Raw genomic sequence first — 24,559 nt, forward strand, 5'->3', positions numbered from 1 at the left:
CTTAATTATTTTAAAATAAATGCTTTACTTTGATTGAGGACCATGCGATTATATGCCCGCTCTGTTGAACAGGGTTATTAATGTAACAAGTAAGCCAAAGTTCCCTTTCAGATTCAATTCAAAGTGTCCTCTAGTTTCATGGTCTCATTTAAATAATTCGTCTCAAAGCAACACCTGTATTTTAAAATTTTTTATTTTTATAAGGGACATAACATGTCTAACACTACTACTGGCACTGTAAAATGGTTCAACGAAACTAAAGGTTTTGGTTTCATTTCTCAAAGCAACGGCGGTCCAGATGTATTCGTACACTTCCGCGCTATCGCTTCTGAAGGTTTCAAAACTTTAGCAGAAGGCCAAAAAGTATCTTTTGTTGTAGAACAAGGTGCTAAAGGTCCTCAAGCTGCTAACGTACGTGCTGAATAATTTCGCATGAATGTGTGAGCGTTGGCACCACGCCAGCGCTCTTATTTTTACCTAGATTATAAATTATAGTTATCAACGTTATCGCTCAAACTTCTGCTCCGTTCCCTCTGCTTATCCCGTTCGAACATTCAGCCATTTTTGCATAAACCGTTTTGACAATCCTATTTCTATCTATGTAATATTTTCATTTTTACAAAGGAGATCTACTATGTCTCGTACAACTGGTAGAAAGCGTTTTTGGTTTGCTAAATCTAAAGCAACACAAAAATTACGCTCACTATGAATATTCATTTTAATATTAAACATTGCTCTTGGAATGCGACTATTCATCAACTTAATAGTGACATATTGACACGTCATATATTAAGTCAGATAAATTGCAATTTAGACACTCTTCATCTCAATTTTATTTATGATGAAGAATCTTCTCAAGGACAAATATTGAATGCTGATGACAAGCTTATTGGCCATTTTAATATCATCGATTAATACCCAAACACTTTAATAGCCGCCGTTAAAGTTATTTGGGCATTATTCACTTATCTCAGTTTTGCTAGCACTATTTTCTGATCTAATTCGTTGTGATAGTCTTTATAATCTAAACCTACTTCAAAGATGAATTCTGTCACTAAAGTGCGAACACAATCTACCAGCTCTTTCGCATTCCATGGTTTCTCAAAATACCTATTTACACCTGCAGTGTTAATCGCATTGATCGTATCTGTGTGTGTTGCTTGCCCTGTTAACAGAATTTTCTTTGTTTTCTTAAATCTGGAATCTGCTGCGACCTCGGTTAATAATTCGACTCCTGTCTTTCCTGGCATCACATGATCTGACATCAGCAGCGCAATATGCTCACCTTGTTCGTCAAACTCATCCATTAGATCCAATACTTCATAAGCCGATTCACAATCTTCAATATTCAACCAAGAAGTGAGTGGTTGAAGATCTTGCAGTATCGCACTTAATACTTCCCTTTGATCATCGACACAAATGATATTAAGCTTCTCCATAATCGCTCTCCGTGGGTAATTTAATTCTAAATATTGTTCTTTCATTGTCACTTTTGAGTACGACATTTCCACCATACCCAGAAACAATGCGTTTCACTATTGATAACCCTAGTCCCAAACCAAACGACAACCCTCCTTTTTTGGTGGTGAAGCTTGGTTGGAATATTTTCCGTCTAGTGGCTTCGTTAATTTCAGGACCGTTATTAGCAATGGTTACCAATATACGTTGTTTACTTAATTTGGTTTGTATCTCTATCATTGGCTCTGCTATGTTAGCCATCGCATCACAGGCATTTTTGATGATGTTTACCCAAATTTGTACCAGCTCTGTCTGAGATCCTTTAAATAAGGGTAATGCAGCAGGCCTAATACGGACACTGACACGTCGTAAATCACTCTGTAATAGTGCCAATGCTCGATTGATCGTATCGTTAATATCGAACTCTTCATCTTGAGTAATTTCAGTTCGGCCCAGTTGTTTTACTGATTTAACAATGCCAACAGTATGTTTAGAGGCCAAACGTAAATCATGCAAGTCACGGCCCATTTGCCAATAACGGATAGCTAAATGTGGATTTTTCAGCCAGTGCGAAGATAAGTAGTCTTCTGGAACCGCTTTTGCTAAATCTCTTGCCACATTTTTAGGCAGGGCGTATTGCTTTTCGAAAAGAGCACCTCGCCTTCTAGCTTCGTTTGACGATACTTTCTGACCATACATCAAGCCAAAATCGAAAAAGAGGCTCGCTTCAGGATGAACCTCTTCGAGCAGCTCCATAAACAGTACTTCTAATCGCTCAGATTTGCTACTCACTACCCCGATGGCATTGTTCAATTCATGGGCAATGCCCGCCGCTAACTGGCCCAAGGTCGTCATTTGCTCAGCCGAATATAACCTTTCTAATGCTTTTTCTTTTGCCACTGATTCTTGAGTTGCGCGTCGTTGACGGCGGGATAATTCATTCACAATAACGGGGGTAAACTGGGCGGTTAAAGGTCCATATTGATCTTCTTCTAAAACAGCCGTAGTTCGGTCGATCCAGGCAAGCTCTACCGTAGATTCAGCCACCACTGTTGAAGAAGCTATCCATTCACCAGAAAAAAAACTGTGCACGCCAATAAAAGCACCAGCACCGGCTGAAAAAACTTTTATCGGTTTATCGCCTTTTTCATTGTAATAGCCACTCAATTCTCCCGACCATACGAAATAGAGTCGATCATTATAACCTTCTTGCTCAATGACAATACTTCCCGAAGGCAGTTTCACCATCCGTTCAGGATGGCGGAAATAACGATCAATGAGTGCAACAAGTCTTTTATCCGACATAATGCTACCTAACCGATATGACCAACCGCATGAAGTAACCAAACCATAACAAAACTGAGCAGCACCCCTATCACACCGAGGACAACCCCTACTTTAGCCATTTGGTTACTTTGAACGTGCCCGGTAGCATGCGCCAACGCATTAGGTGGTGTACTGATAGGTAATGACATACCAAGTGATGCAGCAAAGGTAACCACGAGAATCAACGTGATTTCTCCACCTAATGGAGTAAGCGAAGTCATTGAAGCACCAAGCGCGGCCATAATCGGCATTAATAAGTTCGCGGTGGCGGTATGTGACATAAAATTGGCCATAATGAGACACAAAAATGCCGCACCAAATAAAACAACGTAAGGTGAATACTGTGCAAAAGGAATGCTGTTCACCACTAGTTGCGCTAACCCCGTTTTGTCTAATGCAAGTCCTAGCGCAATACCACCAGACACTAACCACAACACATCCCAAGAAATTTTCTTTAGATCTTCTTTGTTAATGATGCCAGTAAGAGAAAAGACAGCCACGGGTATCAGTGCAACAGTATAAGAGTTCATACCATGGGTTGAGCCCATCAACCAAAGAAGAATGGTCAGAGCAAAGGTGACATACACAATAATGGCTTTTGGTGTTTTTAAAAATTTACCTTTAATGGTCAATTCAATTTTTTGTTGCTCTGCTTTAAACATGGCGCTAATCAATACCCACGCGAGTGCCATCATTATGATCACAAACGGCACCCCAAAGAGCATCCATTCGCCAAAGGTAATTAAATTTTCACCGACCAGATATTTCAATGCGATCGCATTGGGAGGAGTACCTATTGGCGTACCTATACCGCCAATATTAGCGGCGACCGGAATACACAAAGCAAAAGCAATTCGCCCTGGATCTTTTGGGCCAAATACCGCGATGACTGGCGTTAAAATGGAAAGCATCATCGCTGTTGTTGCGGTATTGGACATAAACATCGAGAAGATGCCAGTAATTAACATCAAGCCTAACATGACATACTTGGGGTTCTGGCCAAATGGTTTGAGCAGCACTCGTGCAAGGTTGACATCCAAGCGATACTTAGTGGCGGCCATGGCTAAGAAAAAGCCCCCCAAAAACAACATAATAATTGGGCTGGCAAACGTCGCCATGATATCAGTATGTTTTAGCAAGCCACCAAAATGAGCTTCTCCCTCAGCAAGCCTCATAAACCAGATACCTTTATCCGATACCATTAGGAGCTCTAACACGATCACGACTACCGATGTGGCATAGATTGGGATCGGTTCAAATACCCAACAAAGAGCAGCGAGCAAAAAGATGGCAATCACTCGCTGTTGTATTACGGTCATCCCTTCAAAAGGGAAAGCGGTCATAGGCAACAATAAAATAAGTAATGGAACTAAAATAGGGATGATAAATTTTAAGTAAGGACGCACCATATAAACTCTTCCTGAGTACTCATAGAAACGATAATTAAAGGTGTACTTGAATCTCGAACAACGTTGCCATTATGTTACAGTTACTCAGCAAAAAGTTTGGTGTTAGATCAATGAACAACGATTACCACTAAGGCAAATACTCAGAATGAGGGGTCGCTTGCAAATCCTCTCACCACGCTTAGGTGTTAAACCAATAATCAACCACCCTCACATCATTAAAATTAATCAATCGTTTTATCTTTGCACAATCAAACATCTGCTACTTTAATAGTATAGGTATCGTCAATTTATAGATAACATGATAATATCCGCGACCAATTAGGATATAGATCACATTGTCGGTAAATGGATGTTGTTCGCTCAAGCGACTTTTGACAAAAACAATCAAAGGTAACTCATTCATGTTTTTAAAAAATCTATCCATCAGACAGAAAATTGCAGGCTCATTTAGCCTCATCGCTTTAATCAACATCCTCTTCGCTTGGTTTTTATATAGCGAACTCCAACAAGTCAAAAGTCAGTTGGTGAATTTTGCCGACGATACACTGCCTGCACTACAACACGTAGATTCAATGGGAGATAAACTCTCCTATTGGCGTCGTGCGCAGTTTGCCTCCTTGCTCACTGACGATGCAAACGAGCTTAATCAACGCTTAGTGACTAGCCGCCAATTGCAACAAGAAATTGATGCTGGTTTAAAAGAATATGGCAAAAGTGTTTGGCCAGGCGAAGAAGAGCAAACATTTAAAAAGCTAATGAAAGACTGGGATAGTTACACCAGCATAATTGCACAATTTAATCAGGCTTTAGCGAACAATGACAAAAATAGTGCGCATAAACTGTTAAACCAATCTCTCGATAATTTTCGTCATATTGAAGCCGACATAAAAACGCTGATTGGCATCTTGCAAAAAGCAATGGATGGCAACAAAAGCTATATTCTTAAAGCAGTTGACACACTGAACACTTCATCCAGTATCAGTAATGTTTCCATTATCGTCGTCATGGTCATTATCACCCTCTTCTTGACTCGCATAATTTGTGGGCCTTTGCGTTTGGTTGTTGACCAAGCAAACGCGATTGCAGAAGGTAACTTAGCAAAACAGATCGATCGTAATGCTATTGGCAATGACGAATTAGGTGAACTTGCCGATGCCTCACAAAAGATGCAGAACAATTTACGTCAACTGATCGAAGAGATCATCTCCGCTGTAACACAACTGAGTAGTGCTGTGGAAGAGATGAGTCAAATCTCCAATATTTCAGCTCAAGGTATGAAAGAGCAGCAATATCAGATCACACAAGTCGCAACAGCGATGACGCAAATGAAAGCCGCAGTGGCCGATGTAGCACGCAACACGGAAGACTCAGCATCACAAGCAAGTAGTGCCAACACTAAAGCCCAAGAGGGTGCAACAGACAATGCCGCGATGGTGAGCTCCATTCAACAAGTGGCTACAATCATTGGTCAGGCTGGCGAAACCGTTGCAAATTTAGAACAACAATCGACACAAATTAACGTGGTACTTGACGTTATTCGTAACATCGCTGAGCAAACGAACCTATTGGCACTGAACGCTGCGATTGAAGCAGCCCGCGCTGGTGAATCTGGCCGAGGCTTTGCTGTTGTTGCCGATGAAGTGCGCACCCTTGCGGGAAGAACTCAAGCTTCAACTGGCGAAATCACAACCATTATCGAAAAATTACAAACCATGGCAGGCGAAGCAAAAGAAGCAACCGAACGTTCGCGCGTCAGCATTGACTCTTGCGTCGTTCAAGGAACCCACTCGCAGCAATTGATGGTTTCAATTGAAAACTCAGTAGCTCAAATTGCGGATATGGGAACACAAATCGCCAGTGCTTGTAGTGAACAAGATTCCGTTGCCGATGAACTAAGCCGCAACATTGAAAATATTCATACGGCTTCACAAGAAGTCGCGCAGGGTTCAGAACAAACGGCGCAAGCTTGCCACGAACTCAGTCAATTATCGGTCACATTGCAAGACGCAATGGGGCGTTTCAAACTTAACTAAAATAGAGTCAGCCCCTAACGGGGCTTTCTTGTTTTTACTTACCTAGGAGATAGAATGAATTTCAAAGCCTCTTTTCTTACACTGTCAATTGCCATGGCTTTACCCTCTTTTTCAGCGACTTCTGCACCTTTAAGCCTTAACGTCAGTGAGCCTTCTATACAAGAAATTCAGCAATCCAATACTTGGCTTGAGATCGATCTTGGCCAATTCAAACAAAATATTGAGCAGTTTAAGAGCCACATCAACAGCCAAACTAAAATTTGCGCCGTGATGAAGGCAGATGCTTACGGCAACGGTATTCGCGGCTTAATGCCAACTATTCTCGCGCAAGGGATCCCTTGTATCGCAATTACCAGTAATGCAGAGGCTAGAGCCGTACGTGAGAGCGGGTTTAAAGGCCAGTTGATGCGTGTTCGCTCTGCGAGCATTGATGAAATCGCACAAAGTGTCGAGTTCGATATCGAAGAGCTAATCGGTAGTAAAATACAAGCTGAGCAACTCGCTCAGCTAAGCCAGCAAAAAGGTAAAACGATAAGAGTACATTTGGCATTAAATGATGGCGGTATGGGACGCAATGGTATCGATATGTCAACCGATGCAGGAAAACAAGAATCGATTGCGATTGCTACCCAAAGCGACATACAAATTGTTGGGATCATGACGCATTTCCCCAATTACAATCCAGACGAAATCCGCAGTAAGTTGGCCAGTTTTAATACCAATTCAGCTTGGTTGATTCAGCAAGCAAACCTAAAACGCGATGAACTGATTTTGCATGTTGCCAACTCCTACACTGCTCTCAATGTACCAGAAGCACAACTTGATATGGTACGTCCTGGCGGCGTCCTATATGGCGACTTACCAACTAACCCGGAATATCCGTCAATCGTCTCATTCAAAACACGTATTGCGTCATTGCATCATCTTCCTAAAGGAAGCACTGTTGGCTATGACAGTACATACCGCGTAACCAAAGAGAGTGTTTTGGCAAATCTGCCTGTTGGCTATTCAGATGGTTACCCAAGAAAAATGGGCAATCGCGGTGACGTATTGATTAACGGTCAACGAGCAAAGGTGGTTGGAGTAACTTCAATGAACACCACATTGGTTGACGTAACCGATGTGAAAGGCGTCCTTCCTAATCAGGAAGTCACCTTGTTTGGCGCGCAAAAGCAAGGCCGAATCACTGTCAGTGAGCTGGAAGAAAATGCAGAGCTCATATTCCCTGAACTGTATACGATTTGGGGAACGGCAAACCCTCGTTTCTACATCCACTAAGCCAAGCCCACTTATTTATCTTTTGGTCCGTGAGTGTTTTGCACTCACGGTATCCCCTTTTAATTCACCGCTCGTTGTTCCTATTAACCCCTTTATTTTTCAGGCATAATCGGCCCGTTCCTTTTATTTCATATGGATGCGCATGCGACCGATTAAATCTCCTATATTCTTGGCTGTGTTAACTCTACTCTTGGCCATGACCACCATTCAATCTGGCGCGTCACTAGCCAAGCAGTTATTTCCTATTGTTGGCCCAGGTGGAACAATTGCACTGCGCGTTGGTCTCTCTGCATTAATACTGTTAATGATTTTTCGCCCATGGCAGTTACGACTTTCTCTTTCACAATGGCGCTCAATGATCATTTACGGAGCAAGCCTAGGTGGCATGCAACTGATGTTCTATTTTGCTATTGAACGAATTCCTCTTGGTATTGGGGTTGCGTTGGAGTTTTCAGGGCCATTACTCATTGCATTTCTCTCATCTAAACGCAAAAAAGATCTGATTTGGGTTGCGCTTGCTATTCTGGGCATTGTTTTTTTATTGCCCGATCTAACGGGTGTCGATGCACTTGATCCGATTGGCGTTGCACTGGCTTTAGCGGCCGGCGGATGCTGGGCAGCCTACATATGGTTTGGTCAAAGAGCGGGGAGTGTCGGTTCTGGAGGCGCAACCGTTGCGATAGGGATGACAATTGCGGCCCTGTTTGCGTTTCCAATCGGCGTTGTATTATCAGAGGCGTCTATTTTTACGTGGTCAATACTGCCTATGGCGTTATCTGTCGCGATTCTTTCAAGCGCCGTACCTTATTGCCTAGAAATGTCGGCTTTAAAGCGTTTGTCTACACAACACTTTAGTGTGTTAATGAGCTTAGAGCCCGCCATCGCCGCATTAGCTGGATTAATTATTCTTCAAGAACAATTAAGCTTAATGCAATGGATCGCCATTACGATGATCATCACGGCCTCAATGGGTAGCACGCTATCGGCGAAGAAATAAGGTGAACAGTTCAAAATAGTTCGGCACTACTGTCCCCCTCTTCATTTGCAATGAATACACCGTTACGCAACAGATCTTCATAACATTGTACTTGATTGCGACCGTGGTTTTTGGCGAAATAGAGTGCTTTGTCTGCTCTATCTAAAATCGTTGAGAGATATTCTCTTGGCGAGATAGAGCAGAGACCAATGCTAAGCGTGATATGTTGAACCTGAGGAAAACGAAACTGCTCGATGTGCTGTCTAAACCTCTCGGTTCTGTTTAACACGACCTCATATTCACTGGCAGGAAAAATAATCACGAATTCTTCTCCACCAAACCGAAACAGTTGTTCTTGATTAAGAAAAAAATTCTGCATTTGCTGAGCCACCAAGAGCAAAACTTCATCGCCAATCAGATGGCCAAAATTATCATTGATCCGTTTAAAATGGTCGAGATCAATGATGGCAACCCAAGGCATCACTGAGCCTACTGTCGTCGTTTCAGGAAGCACATCAAAGCTAAGGCGCAACCTATCCTCTAACGTCCTTCGATTCAGCAACCCTGTCAGCTTGTCACGCTCATTTTCATGCAATAATAAAACGTAATTTTGGTAAATTTTAACAAAGCCTTCAATGAGCATTCGATATTGTTTGGGCGGAACTTTTAGAATCAGAGACAACCTAGCAGAAAAACTATCGTTGATAGCAATAGGGTAAATGCAATGGTATCCGTTTGTACCTAAATCTTCTATTTTGGGCTCGATATCAGAATGGTTATGTTCATAACTTGGAACCGTCTCGCCCTCATATTCCCAGTTAATTTCAAATTTTCCAGGTATACGGCTACAGATAGTAGCTTTTGCAATGACATAGGAATGAGGTCCAATATAATGTTCTAAGCAGGCCGATTTCAGAGGCAACATCTCGACTAGAGCGCTGATGACACAATAACCCAATGACACCGCATTTTTCTGCCCCGTAATTTCAACAACAGATTGGAGAATTTTATCGTCCATGCGCCCTCCCGAACATCTCTTATGATCAGTATAGGAAAGAATGGATAGCGTGATGTTATAAAGTTTGTATCAATTAAATAACTCTCGAGTACTGTAGAACGAATAAGAAGCAGCCTAAGCTGCTTTTTATTCGTTTATTCGTTACTTTCTATTACCCAATTTGACTTTGCCATTTGAACCAAACCATAACGCTTGAGCACGGCGACGCCCCAATAAGATTGGTCCATCATCGTAAAATAAGAAATTTTTCCAGTATTTTTTAAATACCGACCATTGGGTTTCGATAATATTGTACTTTTCATAACAAAAATAAACGGTCACGTCATTTTGCCAATCAATATGGGCCAAAATATCAACGGGTAATGATTCATCGTCACTTTCCCATTCTTTCATCCAACTGATTTCATTGATCCAACTGCCTGCTTTACGAGGCCAATCTTGAGAACTTAACCTCTCTGAATCTGGGCTTTGAGCACTGATATTTTCCAGCCAAAACTGAGCCGCTCTGGCTTGAGACATGGGTTTAATATGCACCAGATCTTGCTCAGGGACTGGCATTGATTGGTGAGTGAAAATCCATTTTCTTTGGTATTGATCCAAAGGCAAATACGACATTGAATTTCCTTAATGTTTTAGCTGACTTGTGAATATAGCCGCTTTACTTTTAAAACGATAACCCATTAGCTTGGGCGCCAATCAGCATTAACCAATGCTGTTAGGTTGTGATCTTCCCATTGGCCATCAATGAGCAAATAATTTTTAGCGTGACCTTCGGCCTGAAAGCCCATTTTCATCAACACCGCTTCACTGCGTTTGTTGATTGGCATATAACCAGCCATGATACGGTGTAGGTTTTGTACCTTAAACATGTAGTGGCACGCCATTTTTAATGCACGGCCCATGATGCCTTTACCTTGTGCATTCTTCGCTAACGAATAGCCGAGATTACAAGCATAAAATGGAAAGCGCGAGAGGTTACTAAACGAAATGGTGCCAAGCATGTCACCACTGTTAATATCGATGATGAGCAAATAATAGCCTAATTGCATTTTATGCAGCTCACCAAGTTTAATCAGCCGCTGTGCCCACCCGTGAGCCTCAAAAAACGCCGCTTCTCGTTTAGGTTCCCAAGGCCGTAAATGTTCACGATTACTCGTAAAATAGGCGGCGATCATCTCCGCATCTTCAAGTTTTGCGGTTCGCACTAAAATATCATTGTCCACTTCATACACTTGGGACAAGGTGCTGCATGACTGCATCAATTTTTCCTAATTCCGTAGTCGCGTAGCTTATTGGCGATAGAAGTGTGTGATACGTTTAAACGCTTAGCCAACTTACGGCTTGAAGGGAAAGACTGATATAAACGTTCCAAAATTTGAGATTCATACTCTTTCATGATGTCATCTAATGAGCCATCAAGATTTACATGGGTATTGCCAGTATGAACGGTTTCAAGCTGCGGCAGATGGAAGAGATCCACTGTTAACTGATTATCAGACATCTCCGTTAGCGCCCTGAGCACCATGTTGTCCAACTGTCGTACGTTGCCTGGCCATTGGTAATGAGAGAGCTGATCCGCCAAATCTTCCGCTAGTAGTGGTTTGGCCATACCCATTTTCTTAATGTGTTTCGCCACGAACAGTTCAAGCAATGGCTGAATGTCGTTAGACCGCTCACGCAAAGTAGGAATACGGAGAGTTAACACATTCAGACGATAAAAAAGATCTTCACGAAATGCGCCTGATTCGGCTAAATCTGCCAACTTGTGACGCGTCGAGGCAATCACACGAACATTAACATGAACTTCATGCTCCTCACCAACGCGGCGGAATGTACCATCTTGCAAGAAGCGCAGTAGCTTAATTTGTAAATGAGGGCTCATCTCCCCTATTTCATCGAGAAAAACAGTACCGCCATTCGCCTGTTCAAAAATACCCTTGTGACCTTGTTGATGATTAAATGACCCTGGCGCATGACCAAACAACTCCGTTTCCGCAACATCATCCGGCATTGAAGCACAACTCAGAACTAAGAAAGGAAAGGAGGCACGGTGAGAGCGATTATGGCAAGCCTTGGCCAACATCTCTTTACCCGTTCCGGTTTCGCCTTCTATAAGCAAAGGTTGATCAAGCATTGACAGCTTCTTAGCTTGGCTAATGAGCGCTTTATGGCGGTTAGAAACTCCGACAAAATGTTCAAAACCAAGGTTATTGTGTAAAGGCAAAGCATCATCGACGACGCCGCTAGGGCTTTTAGAACGAATCATCATCATGGTACTTGCCAAGGTTGATTCTTTCGACTCACCCGTAATATAAACAGGCATCATCTCCATCAGATAATCGAGACCATCGTGCACGATCTCCTCACGTTGGCGTGCTTTGTTGCCTTCAAGCCAGCGTGATAGGTTAAAGAAAGGTAATAATGCAGAAATCGGCTGCCCTATCACCTCTTTCTCTGTTTTGTTAAACAGCGATAGTGCTGAATAGTTTGCCATATCAACAAACCCTTTCAGATCAATCGCCAGCACCGCATCAGGCACGTTGTTGAGTAATGAAATTAACTCGGTGTTATGCCGCTCCATGGGCATGAATTGAATTTTCCGAACATCTTTTACGCCAGAAATTCGGCGAATTTCAGCCATCAATTCACTGAATGTTTCAAAATCAATGTCAGGGCAGTTGAGGTAAATAATGCCGATGACATCGATTTCAATCCCACGCAAATCAATGTTTCTCGATGCAAGAATATCGAGCAGTTCTCGGGTTAGGCCGAGTCTATCTTCACAAGAGACTTCAAGACGCACTTAAAAATCCTAATAAAAAGTGTCAGGAAAAGTTGACAGTAGTTTCTATCAAGCCTTGTATGGCGTCAAGTTATCTCATGTTTTGAGGTTCACATTCGGGCATATTATTTGATAAATGTTGCTTATTTCACCGTAAGCGCGGCGATTCTTGCGACGATCTGTTTGCGAATCGCCCCTAATTTTACTTTTCTGTCTGGCTGCCATGTCATCGGCCTGAGCAGTGCCATGGCTTTCAAACCAAGACGAGCGGTCAATATTCCCACTCCTAAACCTTGCCCTGCCCGCGCGGATACTTTTCCGGCTAAATCCATAGAAAGGAGATCCATACTGGCGTCGATGGCGAGTTCGCTGGCACCTGCCGCTGCCATATTAACCAATACTGACTTAAATAAAGAGAGACGAGACCAGTAACCCAATGACACTCCATACAGTTTTGCCAGTTGATCAATCATAGTGAAATTACGCCATGCCACTAACAACATATCTGCGATGGCTAAAGGGCTAATTGCCACTAAAGCTGCCGCTTCTGTTGAATATTGTGAGACGATTTTGGTTGCTTGTTTATCTTGTTCACTCACCACTATAGCATCGTACATATCGAGTATTTCAGCATCGCTGTGTGAAGCATTAACGCTGTTTAACCAACGATCATAGGCTGGGCTTTCGGTTTTTATGCCACTTTGTTTAGCTAGAGCTTGGCAGAACGCGAGCCCATGACCAACGCTGTCGGTTTGCATAAGCTGTTCGCTTTGCTCTTGAATACTAAAATGATGGCGAAGTGCTCGTAACTTCCACAGCTCTTTGATTAAGGTACTTAAGCCTAACGATGCCAAACCAGCAATAAATCCCGCCCAGCCTAATGCTAACCAGTCCGCTGATTGAATCGCCGTGATAACTGAATCGATAGCTTGCCAACCGATTAAACCTGCAAAGCTTATAACTAATGCCGCAGCTCGCCATTTCCGACCTTGTGGTGGACGAATGATTTGCTCCAACTCTTTTTCCGCAGCACTCTCTTCATTGCTGATCGGCATTGGAATGAAGGCTTCATTATTTTGAAATTGCTGTTGAGCCGTAAGCTCTGGCGTACTCTTCTGTTGTGGTTCTAATCTTTGATTAAAGATTTGCTTGGTTTTTAAATCACTCATTTCAGCTTATCTCCAATTAAATATTCCAACGCTTTATCTAAACGGATATGAGGGCAAGGTTCATCACAGCTAAATGCTCTTGGTTTAAAACTGGTGAATTCAAACCCTTGATGCTGCCAATACTCTTTGTTAGGTAACTTTTTCGGCACATCGCCGGGAAAAATGGTCAAAGTTTCGCCATCGAGAGTCACGCCTTGTAAGGCTGGAATGGTGCGCTCACCGCTATCAATAAAACCCGCTTGTGTGGCCTGTATCGATGCCATACTGATGCAACTCATCTCAATATTCTCATAGGCGGCGCTTTGCCAAGCAGGATGAACCATCTGCTGCAGTAACGACACCAAATGCGGGTGTTGTTCAGGGGTGACATGATCCGCTTTGGTTGCGGCAAACAGCACTTTGTCTATCTTGGGTGCAAACAGACGCTTGAGTAAACCATTACGACCATAACGAAAGCTATGCATAATCTGTTCAAGCGCACGACGCATATCCAAAAAGGAGTCGTAGCCGTCATTGAGTGGAGATAAGCAATCGACTAACACAATCTGCCGATCAAACGTGGCAAAATAATTTTTGTAAAAAGCTTTCACAACCTTGTTTTGGTATTCTTCATAGCGTGCTTTTAACATGCTGTAATTACTATTGGGAGCCGGCTTGTCTTCACCGTACGGATTACGGCATGGGAAAAATTGCAGAACAGGCGCACCTTCTAGCTCTCCCGGCAACACAAAACGCCCCGGTTGCACCCAATGTAAACCGGCATTTTTACACGCGTCCAAATACTCCGTAAACAGCATCGACAGTGAAGCAAGCTTTTGCTCATTGGCGTCTTGTGTTACATCAAGTTTAGCTAACCCTTCAAGCCACGGCTCGGCTAATGAGGAACGTAGTTCACTTAGCGCTGAAAACTGCTGTTCTGACCACTGTTCATAGGTCATTTCGAGCAGAGGCAGATCCAACAGCCATTCACCCGGATAGTCGATAATATCGAGATAAAGTGTGGCCGTGTGACCAAATAATTTTTTACTGCGCTTTTTAGGTTTGTATTTGATCGCTAGGCGAATTTCGCTGACGTCACGAGTGGGCACAGGCCAATGTGGCGGTTCGCTGTGTAACTGTGACATCGCTTCATCGTAAGCAAAGCGTGGAACCATTAAGTTAGTTTGAGGGACACGTTTTGCACCCACAATGCGTCGGTCACGCGTTGCGGAAAATAGCGGTAAATTATCATGGGTAGAGGTGTGCAGTAATTGGTTCACTAAGGAGGTAATAAAAGCCGTTTTCCCCGCTCGCGATAACCCCGTGACAGCAATTCGAACGTGCGAATCTAATCCACGGTTAATTAAATCAGTCATTTCTCGACGAATGTGCTTCATTCACTCACTCCACTTCATTTGATGACGCTACTTTATGTGTATTCACATTAATCAGAGATGAACAAAAAGCCCCTGACAAGAATCAGAGGCTTAGGCTTTTTTGGCCAAAAAATTCGCTGTTCTGTGTTGAGCTGCTCACATCGGCTCAATCATCTTCTATTAATTTATAAATCACAAACAATGCAGCCTCAAGCATCACCCATAACACGCAGGTGATTGTGACGTACTTATCATCGAAGATGCTGATGCCATGTAGAATAAGGTCATAGCCGAGGAAAACCCCAACCACAATAGCGATAATAATTTGTAATATTTTAATAAAACGAGGCATCTACCCTCCTAGTTTTGCAAATGAGCATTTCAATTATCTACTGATTTATAGACGATAACTGCAGCCTAAGCTGCAGTTATCGTGAGAACGCGATGAGATCAGATTAAGCTTTCTTTTGAGCTTCGGCAATCTTCACTTTCCATGTGTCTGGGCCTATTTGGTGAGCATTCGCGCCACGCGAGTCCACCGCAACCGTGACTGGCATGTCTTCAACTTCGAATTCATAAATGGCTTCCATACCTAAATCTTCGAATGCCACCACGCGTGCTTTCTTAATCGCTTTCGCCACTAAGTAAGCCGCGCCGCCCACCGCCATCAAGTAGACCGCTTTGTGGTTTTTGATTGACTCCACCGTCGCAGGGCCACGCTCTGCTTTGCCTATCATCCCCATAATGCCTGTTTCATCAAGCATCATGTCGGTAAACTTGTCCATGCGAGTCGATGTGGTCGGGCCTGCTGGACCAACAACTTCATCACCCACCGCATCAACGGGGCCAACGTAATAGATAAATTTACCTTTAAGATCGACGCCTTTAGGCAGCCCTTCGCCATTTTGCAACATTGCTTGGAGTCGTTTATGTGCGGCATCGCGGCCCGTTAAAATCTTACCGGAAAGAAGCAGTGTTTCACCGGTTTTCCACTCTTGAACCTCTTCTTTAGTAACCGTATCAAGGTTGACGCGGCGCGCGCTTGCTCCTGCGTCCCACACAATTTGTGGCCAATCTTCTAGCTTTGGTGGTGTAAGTTCAGCAGGGCCCGTGCCGTCTAGCGTAAAGTGAACATGGCGGGTCGCCGCGCAGTTAGGGATCATACAAACAGGTTTAGACGCGGCGTGAGTCGGCGCTGTTTTGATTTTTACATCCACAACGGTGGTTAAGCCACCAAGCCCTTGCGCACCAATGCCTAAACGATTCACGCGGTTAAAAATATCTAAACGCAGTTCTTCTTCCGCATTTTGTGGACCACGATCAATCAGTTCTTGAATATCGATATGCTCCATCAGTGATTCTTTAGCAAGCACAGCCGCCTTTTCCGCGGTGCCGCCAATACCAATGCCGAGCATACCCGGAGGACACCAACCCGCCCCCATCAAGGGTACGGTTTTTTCTACCCATTCAGCAATGTCATCGGAAGGATTGAGCATTACCATCTTGGTTTTGTTCTCACTGCCGCCGCCTTTGGCTGCGATTTGAATGTCGACTTTATTTCCTGGCACCATATTGATATGAACGACAGCAGGCGTATTGTCTTTAGTATTAATACGCTTACCAGCAGGATCCATTAATATAGAAGCGCGCAATGGGTTATCTGGATTGGTGTACGCTTGACGAACTCCTTCATCAATCATTTCTTGCACCGTGAGATCAGACTCCCATTGCACATTCATACCAATGTTGACAAAACAAGTGACAATACCGGTATCTTGGCAAATGGGTCGATGCCCTTCTGCTGACATGCGCGAGTTAATGAGAATTTGTGCGATCGCATCTTTCGCAGCTTGGCTCTCTTCTCGATGATAAGCCTTTTCTAGCGCTTGAATGAAGTCCAGAGGGTGGTAGTAAGAGATATATTGAAGAGCGTCAGCGACACTGCTGATCACATCCTGCTTGCGAATTACCGTCATTGCGTGCCTCGTTATTGTTATGCTTCCCTTGACTGTTGCATGTTCCTCATTCAATAAGCGGTAAGCTTCTCAGCAAAAAATCAACTTATTGATGTGATTCAATCAAGTAGCAGCTTTTAATTTGCATTTTATGATACTCTTGCTTTACTCAACACGCCATGCAGTGATCGGTCTCTTTGTCACAAATTACGCAAATGAACAACAACGAATTCAATCATATCCAAGTTAACGCACTGACTTACCATGTCGATCTCGCTCACCAATTGTTTTCTAAAATCGAAGACTGCCCGTGGGCTATGCTGTTGCGCTCCGCCTCTAAGACGCATATCGATAGCCGTTTTGATATTTTAGTCGCTGAACCACTGGCCACCTTAGTGACACAAGGGGATAAAACGACGGTATGCGAACCGCAGTCTCGTTATGATTCTCAGGCAGACCCATTCCAACTGCTCAAACAGTTGCAGCAGCAGTATTTGCCCGATGTTCAAAGCGATATAGACCTTCCTTTCGTGGGCGGTGCACTCGGTTATTTTGCCTATGACTTAGGGCGGCAGATAGAACGAATTCCAACGCTCGCTGAGCACGATCTATCCACACCTGATATGGCGATTGGTCTCTATCAATGGGCTGTGGTCGTTGATCATTTGCACCAAGCCGCCTACGTGGTGGGCAATCATATTGATGAAGCATGGCAATGGCTCAATGCTCAGAGTTCAAAAAATAACGACGATTTTGTATTACGCTCTGATTGGCAATCCAACATGAGTAAAGAGAGCTACCAACGGAAATTTGAGCAAATCCAGCGCTATTTGCTCAGTGGTGATTGTTATCAAATCAACCTTGCACAGCGTTTTCAAGCGCATTATGAAGGCAGTGAATGGCAAGCTTATCAAAAACTGGAAGCGTTTAATTGCGCACCATTTTCGGCTTTTATTCGCTTAGAGGAGTCAGCGATTTTGAGTGTCTCTCCCGAACGTTTTATGCAGGTCAAACACAACATCATCGAAACTAAGCCGATAAAAGGCACCCGACCAAGAAGCGATAACCCCAGCATTGACGCCGCTAACGCGGCAGACCTTGCTTGCGCAGAAAAAGATCAAGCAGAAAACTTGATGATCGTTGACCTATTACGAAACGATGTTGGCCGTGTGGCAAAACCGGGGTCTGTACATGTGCCTAAGCTGTTCGATATTGAAAGTTTTCCTGCCGTGCATCACCTTGTGAGTACCATTCGCGCAGAACTTGATTCCACCTATTGCGCGGCCGATCTATTAAGAGCCAGCTTCCCCGGAGGCTCAATTACTGGCGCACCAAAAGTACGTGCAATGGAAATTATTGAGGAGTTAGAGCCTCACCGCCGTAGCGCTTACTGTGGCAGCATCGGCTATATTAGCCGCCACGGGACAATGGACAGCAGTATTGCTATCCGAACTTTGGTGGCAGAGAAGCAACAACTGCACGTTTGGGCTGGTGGCGGTATTGTTGCCGATAGTCAGTGTGAGCTTGAATATCAGGAGACACTGGATAAACTGAGCCGAATTTTACCTGTGCTCGAACAACCTCGTTAACCTTTCCAAGGTTTATTGAACTAGGCTAAAAAGAGGTAGACGCAAAATCCGAATAGGTAACGAAAATGAAGAGAAACAGCGTACAGACTGCGACCCCCTTGACAAAAGATCGGCTTATCCAGCGCTTTCAGTTGCAACAACCTGTGCCTTATCATGAAGAATCTATCCGTCGTGTGGCACACCTTGCTCCTCAAACCTTACGCAAGGCTTCAGTGTTAATTGGTTTTGTTGAGCGGAAGAATGGTTTAAATGTGGTATTAACCAAGAGAGCTGCGCACCTTAAACATCATCCGGGACAAATCAGTTTTCCTGGCGGGAAATATGAGGAAGTCGATGGTTCGCTGCAGATCACTGCGCTTCGTGAAGTAAGAGAAGAAATTGGAATTCTAGCAAACGACATTACTATTTTTGGGCAACTGCCTGAATTGGTTACCGTCAGTAAATTTGTAGTGACGCCCTTTCTTGCTTTTATCAACCCCAATTACAAGGCCATTATTGATACCAATGAAGTGGACGAAATATTTGAAGTTCCCGCCCACCACCTGTTTGATCGAAACAAACTCTATAGCGAATTATTTCAAGTAAAAAATCAACGACATCGCGTTTTCGCCATCCCTTATCAACATCATTTTATTTGGGGGATGACAGCGCAGATCATCCATGTTTTGCAAAAACAAGTTATTCAACCTCATTAATATTCAAACTATTCAACCATAAGTTTAAATAACACGGATGATTATTTTTCCTTATCCCGTCCAAAAGCAAACGTTTGGCATGAATAAATGTTAATCGAAGCATTATATTGATAACTTTTACTAATCCAAATCATTAACATTACTCACATGTAGCACGCCATTTTCGTGATCAAAAATGGGTTTTTGACATATCATTCAATAAGCCAGAACGTTACATGATTTAGATCTAGTTTTCGAATGAGAAAATTATGCAAAATGCGCTCGACTTATTTCCTGTTCCCAAAAATGAGTAATACAATATGAACACAACAACTTCGTCGGCATCTGCCGTACAATCCTCTAGCAAGTGGACTTATAAAGATTTCACTTGGTGTCTTTCACTTTTTGGTACAGCCGTTGGTGCCGGTGTACTTTTCCTTCCAATTAAAGCTGGTGCGGGTGGTTTTTGGCCATTAGTAATGTTAGCCCTAATTGCGGCGCCAATGACTTGGTTCGCACATAAAGGCTTAGCTCGCTTTGTTCTTTCTTCAAAAAATTTTGATTCTGATATTACTGACACAGTAGAAGAGCATTTTGGTAAAACTGGCGCAAACCTTATTACGTTCGCATACTTTTTCGCCATCTACCCTATCGTTCTTATCTACGGCGTTGGTATCACAAACACCGTTGATTCCTTCCTTGTTAACCAAGTTGGCATGGAATCGATTCCTCGTTGGTTACTTTCTGGTGCGCTGATTGTGGCAATGACGGCTGGCGTAGTATTTGGTAAAGAGCTGATGCTAAAAGCAACGTCTGCCATGGTGTATCCATTGGTTTTCATTTTATTAGCACTTTCTTTCTACCTTATTCCAGAGTGGAACACCTCTATGATTGAAGTCGCACCTGATTGGTCTGCGATGCCAACCATCGTTTGGCTTGCAATTCCTATCATCGTGTTTTCATTCAACCACAGCCCAATCATTAGCCAGTTCTCTAAAGAGCAACGCCTACAACATGGTGACAACGCGGTTAAGAAAACCGATATGATCACTGGTGGCTCGGCCATGATGCTGATGGGTTTTGTGATGTTCTTCGTGTTCTCTGTTGTGCTGTCTCTGTCGCCAGAGCAACTCGCGTTAGCAAAAGAGCAAAACATTTCTGTGCTTTCTTACCTAGCAAACATCCATGAATCACCAATCATCTCTTACATGGGTCCTCTTGTTGCCTTTGCAGCGATTACCTCTAGCTACTTTGGTCACTTTTTAGGGGCACATGAAGGCCTAGTTGGTTTGATTAAATCTCGCTCAAATAGCTCAGTAAGCAAGATTGAAAAAATGTCACTGATCTTCATCGTGTTGACAACTTGGATCGTAACGATTGTAAACCCAAGCATCCTAGGCATGATTGAAACCATGGGCGCACCGATGATTGCTGGCATCTTGTTCCTGCTGCCTGTATTTGCAATGCACAAGATCCCTGCAATGGCTAAGTTCAAGACTTCAGCACCAGTACAGATTTTCACAACTATCTGTGGTCTTGCTGCTATTACTTCTGTAATCTACGGCGCTCTTTAATCTGGTGGTTATATCAACCGTCATGAATACTGCATACAGAACATAACTATAATAATGAGCCTCCCTCTTAGCTAGGGGGGCTTACTTTTGAGGTAATCGATATGATTAGTGTATTTGATATCTATAAAATCGGTGTTGGTCCTTCAAGCTCACACACAGTGGGACCGATGAAAGCGGGTAAAGAGTTTATTGATGATTTACGTTCAATGGGAAAATTGCGCGACATCACTAAAATCACCGTGGACGTTTATGGTTCATTATCACTGACAGGGAAAGGTCACCACACAGATATCGCTATCATCATGGGTCTTGCTGGTAATACCCCTGAGAAAGTTGATATCGATGCTATTCCAGGCTTTATCGCACGCGTTGAAGAAACCGAGCGTCTTCCCGTTGGTATGCACTGTCATACCGTATCGTTTCCTAAAGAAGGTGGAATGAATTTCCACAAAACGAATTTGTCCTTGCACGAAAACGGCATGCAGATCCACGCGTGGATCGATGATGAGGTCGTTTACTCAAAAACCTACTACTCTATCGGCGGTGGTTTTATCGTTGATGAAGAGAACTTTGGTAAAGAAAAAGAGAACCCTATTAAAGTTCCTTATGTCTTCACTAGCGCTGACGAGATGATGAACCAATGCAAAGAGAGTGGTCTTTCCATCAGTACGCTGGTTATGGCTAACGAAAAAGCACTGCATTCTGATGAAGAAGTTCGTACTTACTTTGCCAATATTTGGAAAACCATGCGCGAATGTATGGACCGCGGTATGAATACTGAAGGTATCTTACCAGGGCCTCTTCGTGTTCCACGCCGAGCAGCAGCACTTCGTCAACAGTTAATGACATCAGAAAAAACCACTAACGATCCAATGGCGGTCGTTGACTGGGTAAACATGTACGCTTTTGCAGTGAACGAAGAAAATGCCGCGGGTGGGCGTGTGGTGACAGCACCTACTAATGGCGCATGCGGTATTATTCCTGCAGTGTTAGCCTATTACGATAAATTCATTCAGACCGTTACTGAAAAAGACTATATCCGTTACTTTGCCGCCTCTGGCGCTATCGGTGGGCTTTACAAACGTAACGCTTCTATTTCTGGTGCGGAAGTGGGTTGTCAAGGTGAAGTAGGTGTTGCCTGTTCGATGGCAGCCGCGGGCCTTGCAGAACTGATGGGTGGAAGCCCTGAACAAGTTTGCATGGCCGCTGAAATTGCGATGGAACATAACTTGGGCTTAACCTGTGACCCTGTCGCGGGACAAGTACAAGTGCCTTGTATCGAGCGCAATGGTATTGCTGCCGTGAAAGCGATCAACGCAACGCGTATGGCGCTACGCCGCTCATCGGCACCTCGTGTTTCGCTTGATAAAGTGATCGAAACCATGCTTGAGACAGGTAAAGATATGAACGCCAAATATCGTGAAACGTCCCAAGGTGGTTTAGCGATTAAAGTCGTTTGCTAACGAGCACCTATCTATTTAAAAACCTCGTTCATTAAAACTTAACGCCACTCGCTTAACAGCGAGTGGCGCATTTTACGACTTTACCTCACGATCCAGTGAGGAACTTAAAACTGACCGAGATATTCCCAGCTACTGTTGGTTGGATTGGGATCGGTTGGGTAAGGGAAATAACCGTACTTAGTCACTTTCAAGCGGTAGTAATGATAGCCGCCACGGAAAGCGTATTGATAAATATCGTTCACTTGACCACGCTGGCCATCACTGCCCCACACGCCCATCGCATCTTGTTGATACCACTCCAGTAACGAACGTTCAAAGCTTGCTAAATCACGATTTAATTCCGCAAGGTAAGCTTGAATGGTGCTGTCGCTGCCAAGGTAAACCCAATCTAGGTTTGACTCTCCGAGCACCGGGAAAGCTTCCCCCTCTCCTGGGCGTTTTTGGATAAAGTAATGGTTTTCACCATCGATTTGCCCAACAAACACCGCATTTTGCGCCTTATCCCAAGTGGTTGAGGTACGCTCATCCCATGTCAATAAGCGAGATACACCAAAGTAGCTTTGTACACGCGCTTCAATGCTCACACCAGCCGCTCTATTGAGCTTGATTGGGTTGAAAGCAAAGTTCACATAGCGATCTGCCGAACCTAGGTATTTCCAACCTTGATTACTGGTTTGATCGGCCGGGAATGCGCCAGCATCTACCATACGCATTACAAAGTAATCATGCATGCCCGTTTCTGGGTTCGGGTAGACATACAATGCCCCTGCTCGGCGCTCCGCTTTCGTCACGCCATTGTTTAGAACGCCACGCCCATAGTGTTCGGCCACAAAAGCATCAAACTCAGCGATCGTTGCAAAATCCGTGTTCAACAGAGTTTCATTCTGCGCGAAGGTTGGAGTCATATCGACCACTTGGCTGTAACCGTACTCTTGGCCAATGATGATGAGGCCTTTGAGCTTATCCAGTGGCGGGTTCTGATCTGGCGTCATTCGAGTCAGTTCTGTTTCACCGCCTCGACCCGAACAATGCAAACTCACTTGAGTTGGTACTCCATTCTCCATCGATAAGTTAACGTGGAACTTGTTACTTTCATTGCCAGCGTGGCGAGAAGCACTCAATCGCACCTGTTCGCGGATCCCATCTGCAAATTCAACATCCAACTGACACTGGCCCTGAACCTGGTAAGTAGGACGCAACACTTCATCGCCACGAATGGCATAGCGCCACGTTTGGCCATTTTTATGCATCACACCTGCAATCTGTTCACAGTGATTACCGACGACAAATCCAGCTCCATCGTGATCATTTCCAGACTTATTGAGTGTACATAGGCTCACTTCACCGACATCGACCGTCGGTGTGTAAGTCACCGTTCCGCGGCCATACTTGGAAAGCAGTTCATACTCGCCTTGCGCAGAGGTCATGTTCACGTTGATGTTCCATGTCACATCACGTCCAACAGAACAACGGTCGGTACTGGGTTCAATCCCACCGACAAACTGCGATCTATCGCCATTGGCCGCTTGGAAAGTAAACTTACACAAACGTTGCAGCTCACCATCTATGCGTAATGTTTGCCAAATATCGCTATCGAGCTGTGCCTGAGTCAGGTTCGCCACCGCTTGCCAACCTTCCAACTGATAATCCCCTTGCTCTGGCTGTGGCAGCTCAAACACGTTGCCATAATTCGAGTAAATCAGAGGATAGATTTGGCTAGGGTTCTCATTCTGCGGATCGTAAATCCCCAATAAAGTAACTACGGGTACGCCCACTTGCTGCAGTTTCGGTGTATCGGTTTCTACCGCTTTATAACGTTGGGTACTCGGATCCCACTGCACATAACCGCTTGGGCTGTTGCTATCAAGGTTAAAACCGTTGTTCATCCAACGCTGTGCTTTGCGTGACTGAGCCGGATGCTCCAAGGTAAAGCGGCTGATGGTGCCAACGTACTCTTGTTCACCGCCATTTTGCGCATCACGCAGGAAACGGAACGCATCTTTAAACGGCGGTACAATATCGTCACCTTGCTGTTGGGTGTAAACGTCGCCTTTCCAGTGCAAGTTACCAATAAAGCGTTGCTGGAACGCATCCCAACCCCAGCCAGATTCCATATCGTGAATCGACGCCATATATGGGTAGTGGCCAAGCCCATAGTTATGGCCCAGTTCATGGGACCATTCATTGCCGGTAGTATTTTGCAGGGTTACTTTACCGCCACCGCCACTGCCGCCATGAACCACAACTTGAGCTAAATCTGTACCTTCTTTGGTATACACCCCGACGTTGGTGTGTGCGGTAATGTGGTTGTAGCGGCGGGTTGATTTTTTCGGATAAACCCCCCCACTCTCCATTCCCCCGGTTGCGGTTTTTACACCCTTTGAGACCAACACCTTTTCCATCGCTTCACGCCTATCGCCCCCGTGCCCACCACCCCCCCTCCCCCCCCTTTCTGGGGTCACCCCGTCTCTTTTTCACCTCTCCCCGCCCCCCCGACTAA

20 protein-coding genes and 1 pseudogene are annotated in these 24,559 nt (G+C 44.2%); 9 read left to right on the top strand and 12 right to left on the bottom strand.

Features of this window, described 5'->3' with window-relative positions; genetic code table 11:
- The first annotated feature begins 213 nt into the window (after window positions 1-213).
- Window positions 214-426 (top strand): transcription antiterminator/RNA stability regulator CspE, encoded by a 213-nt coding sequence (gene cspE / locus AACT18_RS12160; protein WP_010317961.1) that lies wholly within the window; start codon window positions 214-216, stop codon window positions 424-426.
- Window positions 427-705: 279 nt separating this feature from the next.
- The gene (locus AACT18_RS12165) at window positions 706-915 is read left to right on the top strand and encodes a hypothetical protein (RefSeq protein ID WP_013856790.1); all 210 of its coding nucleotides are present in this window, start codon (window positions 706-708) and stop codon (window positions 913-915) included.
- Window positions 916-965: 50 nt separating this feature from the next.
- Here the strand turns inward: AACT18_RS12165 and AACT18_RS12170 are convergent, their stop codons facing one another.
- From AACT18_RS12170 to AACT18_RS12180, 3 genes are read right to left on the bottom strand one after another with little or no spacing between them, the layout of a single operon-like run.
- Entirely contained in the window at window positions 966-1,439 is a 474-nt protein-coding gene (locus AACT18_RS12170) for a response regulator (RefSeq protein ID WP_010317964.1), read from the bottom strand.
- Window positions 1,426-2,763, bottom strand: coding sequence for an ATP-binding protein (locus AACT18_RS12175; RefSeq protein WP_017044755.1), 1,338 nt, complete (start codon window positions 2,761-2,763; stop codon window positions 1,426-1,428). Before AACT18_RS12175 ends, AACT18_RS12170 begins: the two co-directional genes overlap by 14 nt.
- An 8-nt stretch (window positions 2,764-2,771) precedes the next feature.
- On the bottom strand, window positions 2,772-4,190 hold the full coding sequence (locus tag AACT18_RS12180; protein WP_176428335.1) for an SLC13 family permease: 1,419 nt from the start codon (window positions 4,188-4,190) through the stop codon (window positions 2,772-2,774).
- A gap of 404 nt (window positions 4,191-4,594) precedes the next feature.
- On the opposite strand from AACT18_RS12180, the gene AACT18_RS12185 reads away from it, so the two are divergent.
- The 3 genes from AACT18_RS12185 (at window position 4,595) to AACT18_RS12195 (ending at window position 8,501) form a co-directional block, all read left to right on the top strand.
- Window positions 4,595-6,226: a methyl-accepting chemotaxis protein gene (locus tag AACT18_RS12185; RefSeq protein ID WP_176428334.1), complete on the top strand. Its 1,632-nt coding sequence runs from the start codon at window positions 4,595-4,597 to the stop codon at window positions 6,224-6,226.
- A 54-nt stretch (window positions 6,227-6,280) separates the two neighbouring features.
- Window positions 6,281-7,504: an alanine racemase gene (gene alr / locus AACT18_RS12190; RefSeq protein WP_094124801.1), complete on the top strand. Its 1,224-nt coding sequence runs from the start codon at window positions 6,281-6,283 to the stop codon at window positions 7,502-7,504.
- Between the two features lie 142 nt (window positions 7,505-7,646).
- The gene (locus tag AACT18_RS12195; RefSeq protein ID WP_094124802.1) at window positions 7,647-8,501 is read left to right on the top strand and encodes an EamA family transporter; all 855 of its coding nucleotides are present in this window, start codon (window positions 7,647-7,649) and stop codon (window positions 8,499-8,501) included.
- Between the two features lie 10 nt (window positions 8,502-8,511).
- On the opposite strand, the gene AACT18_RS12200 is transcribed toward AACT18_RS12195, so the two are convergent.
- From AACT18_RS12200 to AACT18_RS12235, 8 genes are all read right to left on the bottom strand, one after another.
- Window positions 8,512-9,498: a GGDEF domain-containing protein gene (locus tag AACT18_RS12200; RefSeq protein WP_094124803.1), complete on the bottom strand. Its 987-nt coding sequence runs from the start codon at window positions 9,496-9,498 to the stop codon at window positions 8,512-8,514.
- A 141-nt stretch (window positions 9,499-9,639) separates the two neighbouring features.
- On the bottom strand, window positions 9,640-10,113 hold the full coding sequence (locus tag AACT18_RS12205) for a DUF2947 domain-containing protein (RefSeq protein WP_010320690.1): 474 nt from the start codon (window positions 10,111-10,113) through the stop codon (window positions 9,640-9,642).
- Between the two features lie 65 nt (window positions 10,114-10,178).
- Complete coding sequence (rimJ, locus tag AACT18_RS12210; protein ID WP_017043610.1) at window positions 10,179-10,760, bottom strand: ribosomal protein S5-alanine N-acetyltransferase; 582 nt, start codon at window positions 10,758-10,760, stop codon at window positions 10,179-10,181.
- Window positions 10,757-12,301 (bottom strand): transcriptional regulator TyrR, encoded by a 1,545-nt coding sequence (gene tyrR, locus AACT18_RS12215; protein WP_017047584.1) that lies wholly within the window; start codon window positions 12,299-12,301, stop codon window positions 10,757-10,759. The genes rimJ and tyrR overlap by 4 nt, the downstream gene beginning before the upstream one ends.
- 122 nt (window positions 12,302-12,423) lie before the next feature.
- Window positions 12,424-13,449: a YcjF family protein gene (locus AACT18_RS12220; RefSeq protein WP_094125304.1), complete on the bottom strand. Its 1,026-nt coding sequence runs from the start codon at window positions 13,447-13,449 to the stop codon at window positions 12,424-12,426.
- Window positions 13,446-14,825, bottom strand: a complete 1,380-nt coding sequence (locus AACT18_RS12225) for a YcjX family protein (protein WP_094125303.1) — start codon at window positions 14,823-14,825, stop codon at window positions 13,446-13,448. The genes AACT18_RS12220 and AACT18_RS12225 overlap by 4 nt, the downstream gene beginning before the upstream one ends.
- A 145-nt stretch (window positions 14,826-14,970) precedes the next feature.
- Complete coding sequence (locus tag AACT18_RS12230; protein WP_010320694.1) at window positions 14,971-15,156, bottom strand: hypothetical protein; 186 nt, start codon at window positions 15,154-15,156, stop codon at window positions 14,971-14,973.
- A gap of 103 nt (window positions 15,157-15,259) precedes the next feature.
- Complete coding sequence (locus AACT18_RS12235; protein ID WP_094125302.1) at window positions 15,260-16,780, bottom strand: fumarate hydratase; 1,521 nt, start codon at window positions 16,778-16,780, stop codon at window positions 15,260-15,262.
- Between the two features lie 176 nt (window positions 16,781-16,956).
- Here AACT18_RS12235 and pabB point away from each other — a divergent pair, with 176 nt between their 5' ends.
- From pabB to AACT18_RS12255, 4 genes are all read left to right on the top strand, one after another.
- Window positions 16,957-18,348 (top strand): aminodeoxychorismate synthase component I, encoded by a 1,392-nt coding sequence (pabB, locus tag AACT18_RS12240; protein ID WP_094125301.1) that lies wholly within the window; start codon window positions 16,957-16,959, stop codon window positions 18,346-18,348.
- Between the two features lie 65 nt (window positions 18,349-18,413).
- Window positions 18,414-19,043, top strand: a complete 630-nt coding sequence (locus tag AACT18_RS12245) for a CoA pyrophosphatase (RefSeq protein ID WP_017044764.1) — start codon at window positions 18,414-18,416, stop codon at window positions 19,041-19,043.
- Between the two features lie 299 nt (window positions 19,044-19,342).
- On the top strand, window positions 19,343-20,596 hold the full coding sequence (locus tag AACT18_RS12250; RefSeq protein ID WP_094144280.1) for an aromatic amino acid transport family protein: 1,254 nt from the start codon (window positions 19,343-19,345) through the stop codon (window positions 20,594-20,596).
- A 101-nt stretch (window positions 20,597-20,697) separates the two neighbouring features.
- Complete coding sequence (locus AACT18_RS12255; RefSeq protein WP_013856773.1) at window positions 20,698-22,059, top strand: L-serine ammonia-lyase; 1,362 nt, start codon at window positions 20,698-20,700, stop codon at window positions 22,057-22,059.
- A 104-nt stretch (window positions 22,060-22,163) separates the two neighbouring features.
- On the opposite strand, the pseudogene AACT18_RS12260 reads toward AACT18_RS12255, so the two are convergent.
- Window positions 22,164-24,287, bottom strand: a pseudogene (locus tag AACT18_RS12260) (M66 family metalloprotease); the annotation flags it as partial.
- Between the last annotated feature and the right edge of the window lie 272 nt (window positions 24,288-24,559).

Origin of the sequence: Vibrio sp. V04_P4A5T148, from assembly GCF_963875605.1 — a bacterium.
GTDB lineage: Bacteria > Pseudomonadota > Gammaproteobacteria > Enterobacterales > Vibrionaceae > Vibrio > Vibrio anguillarum.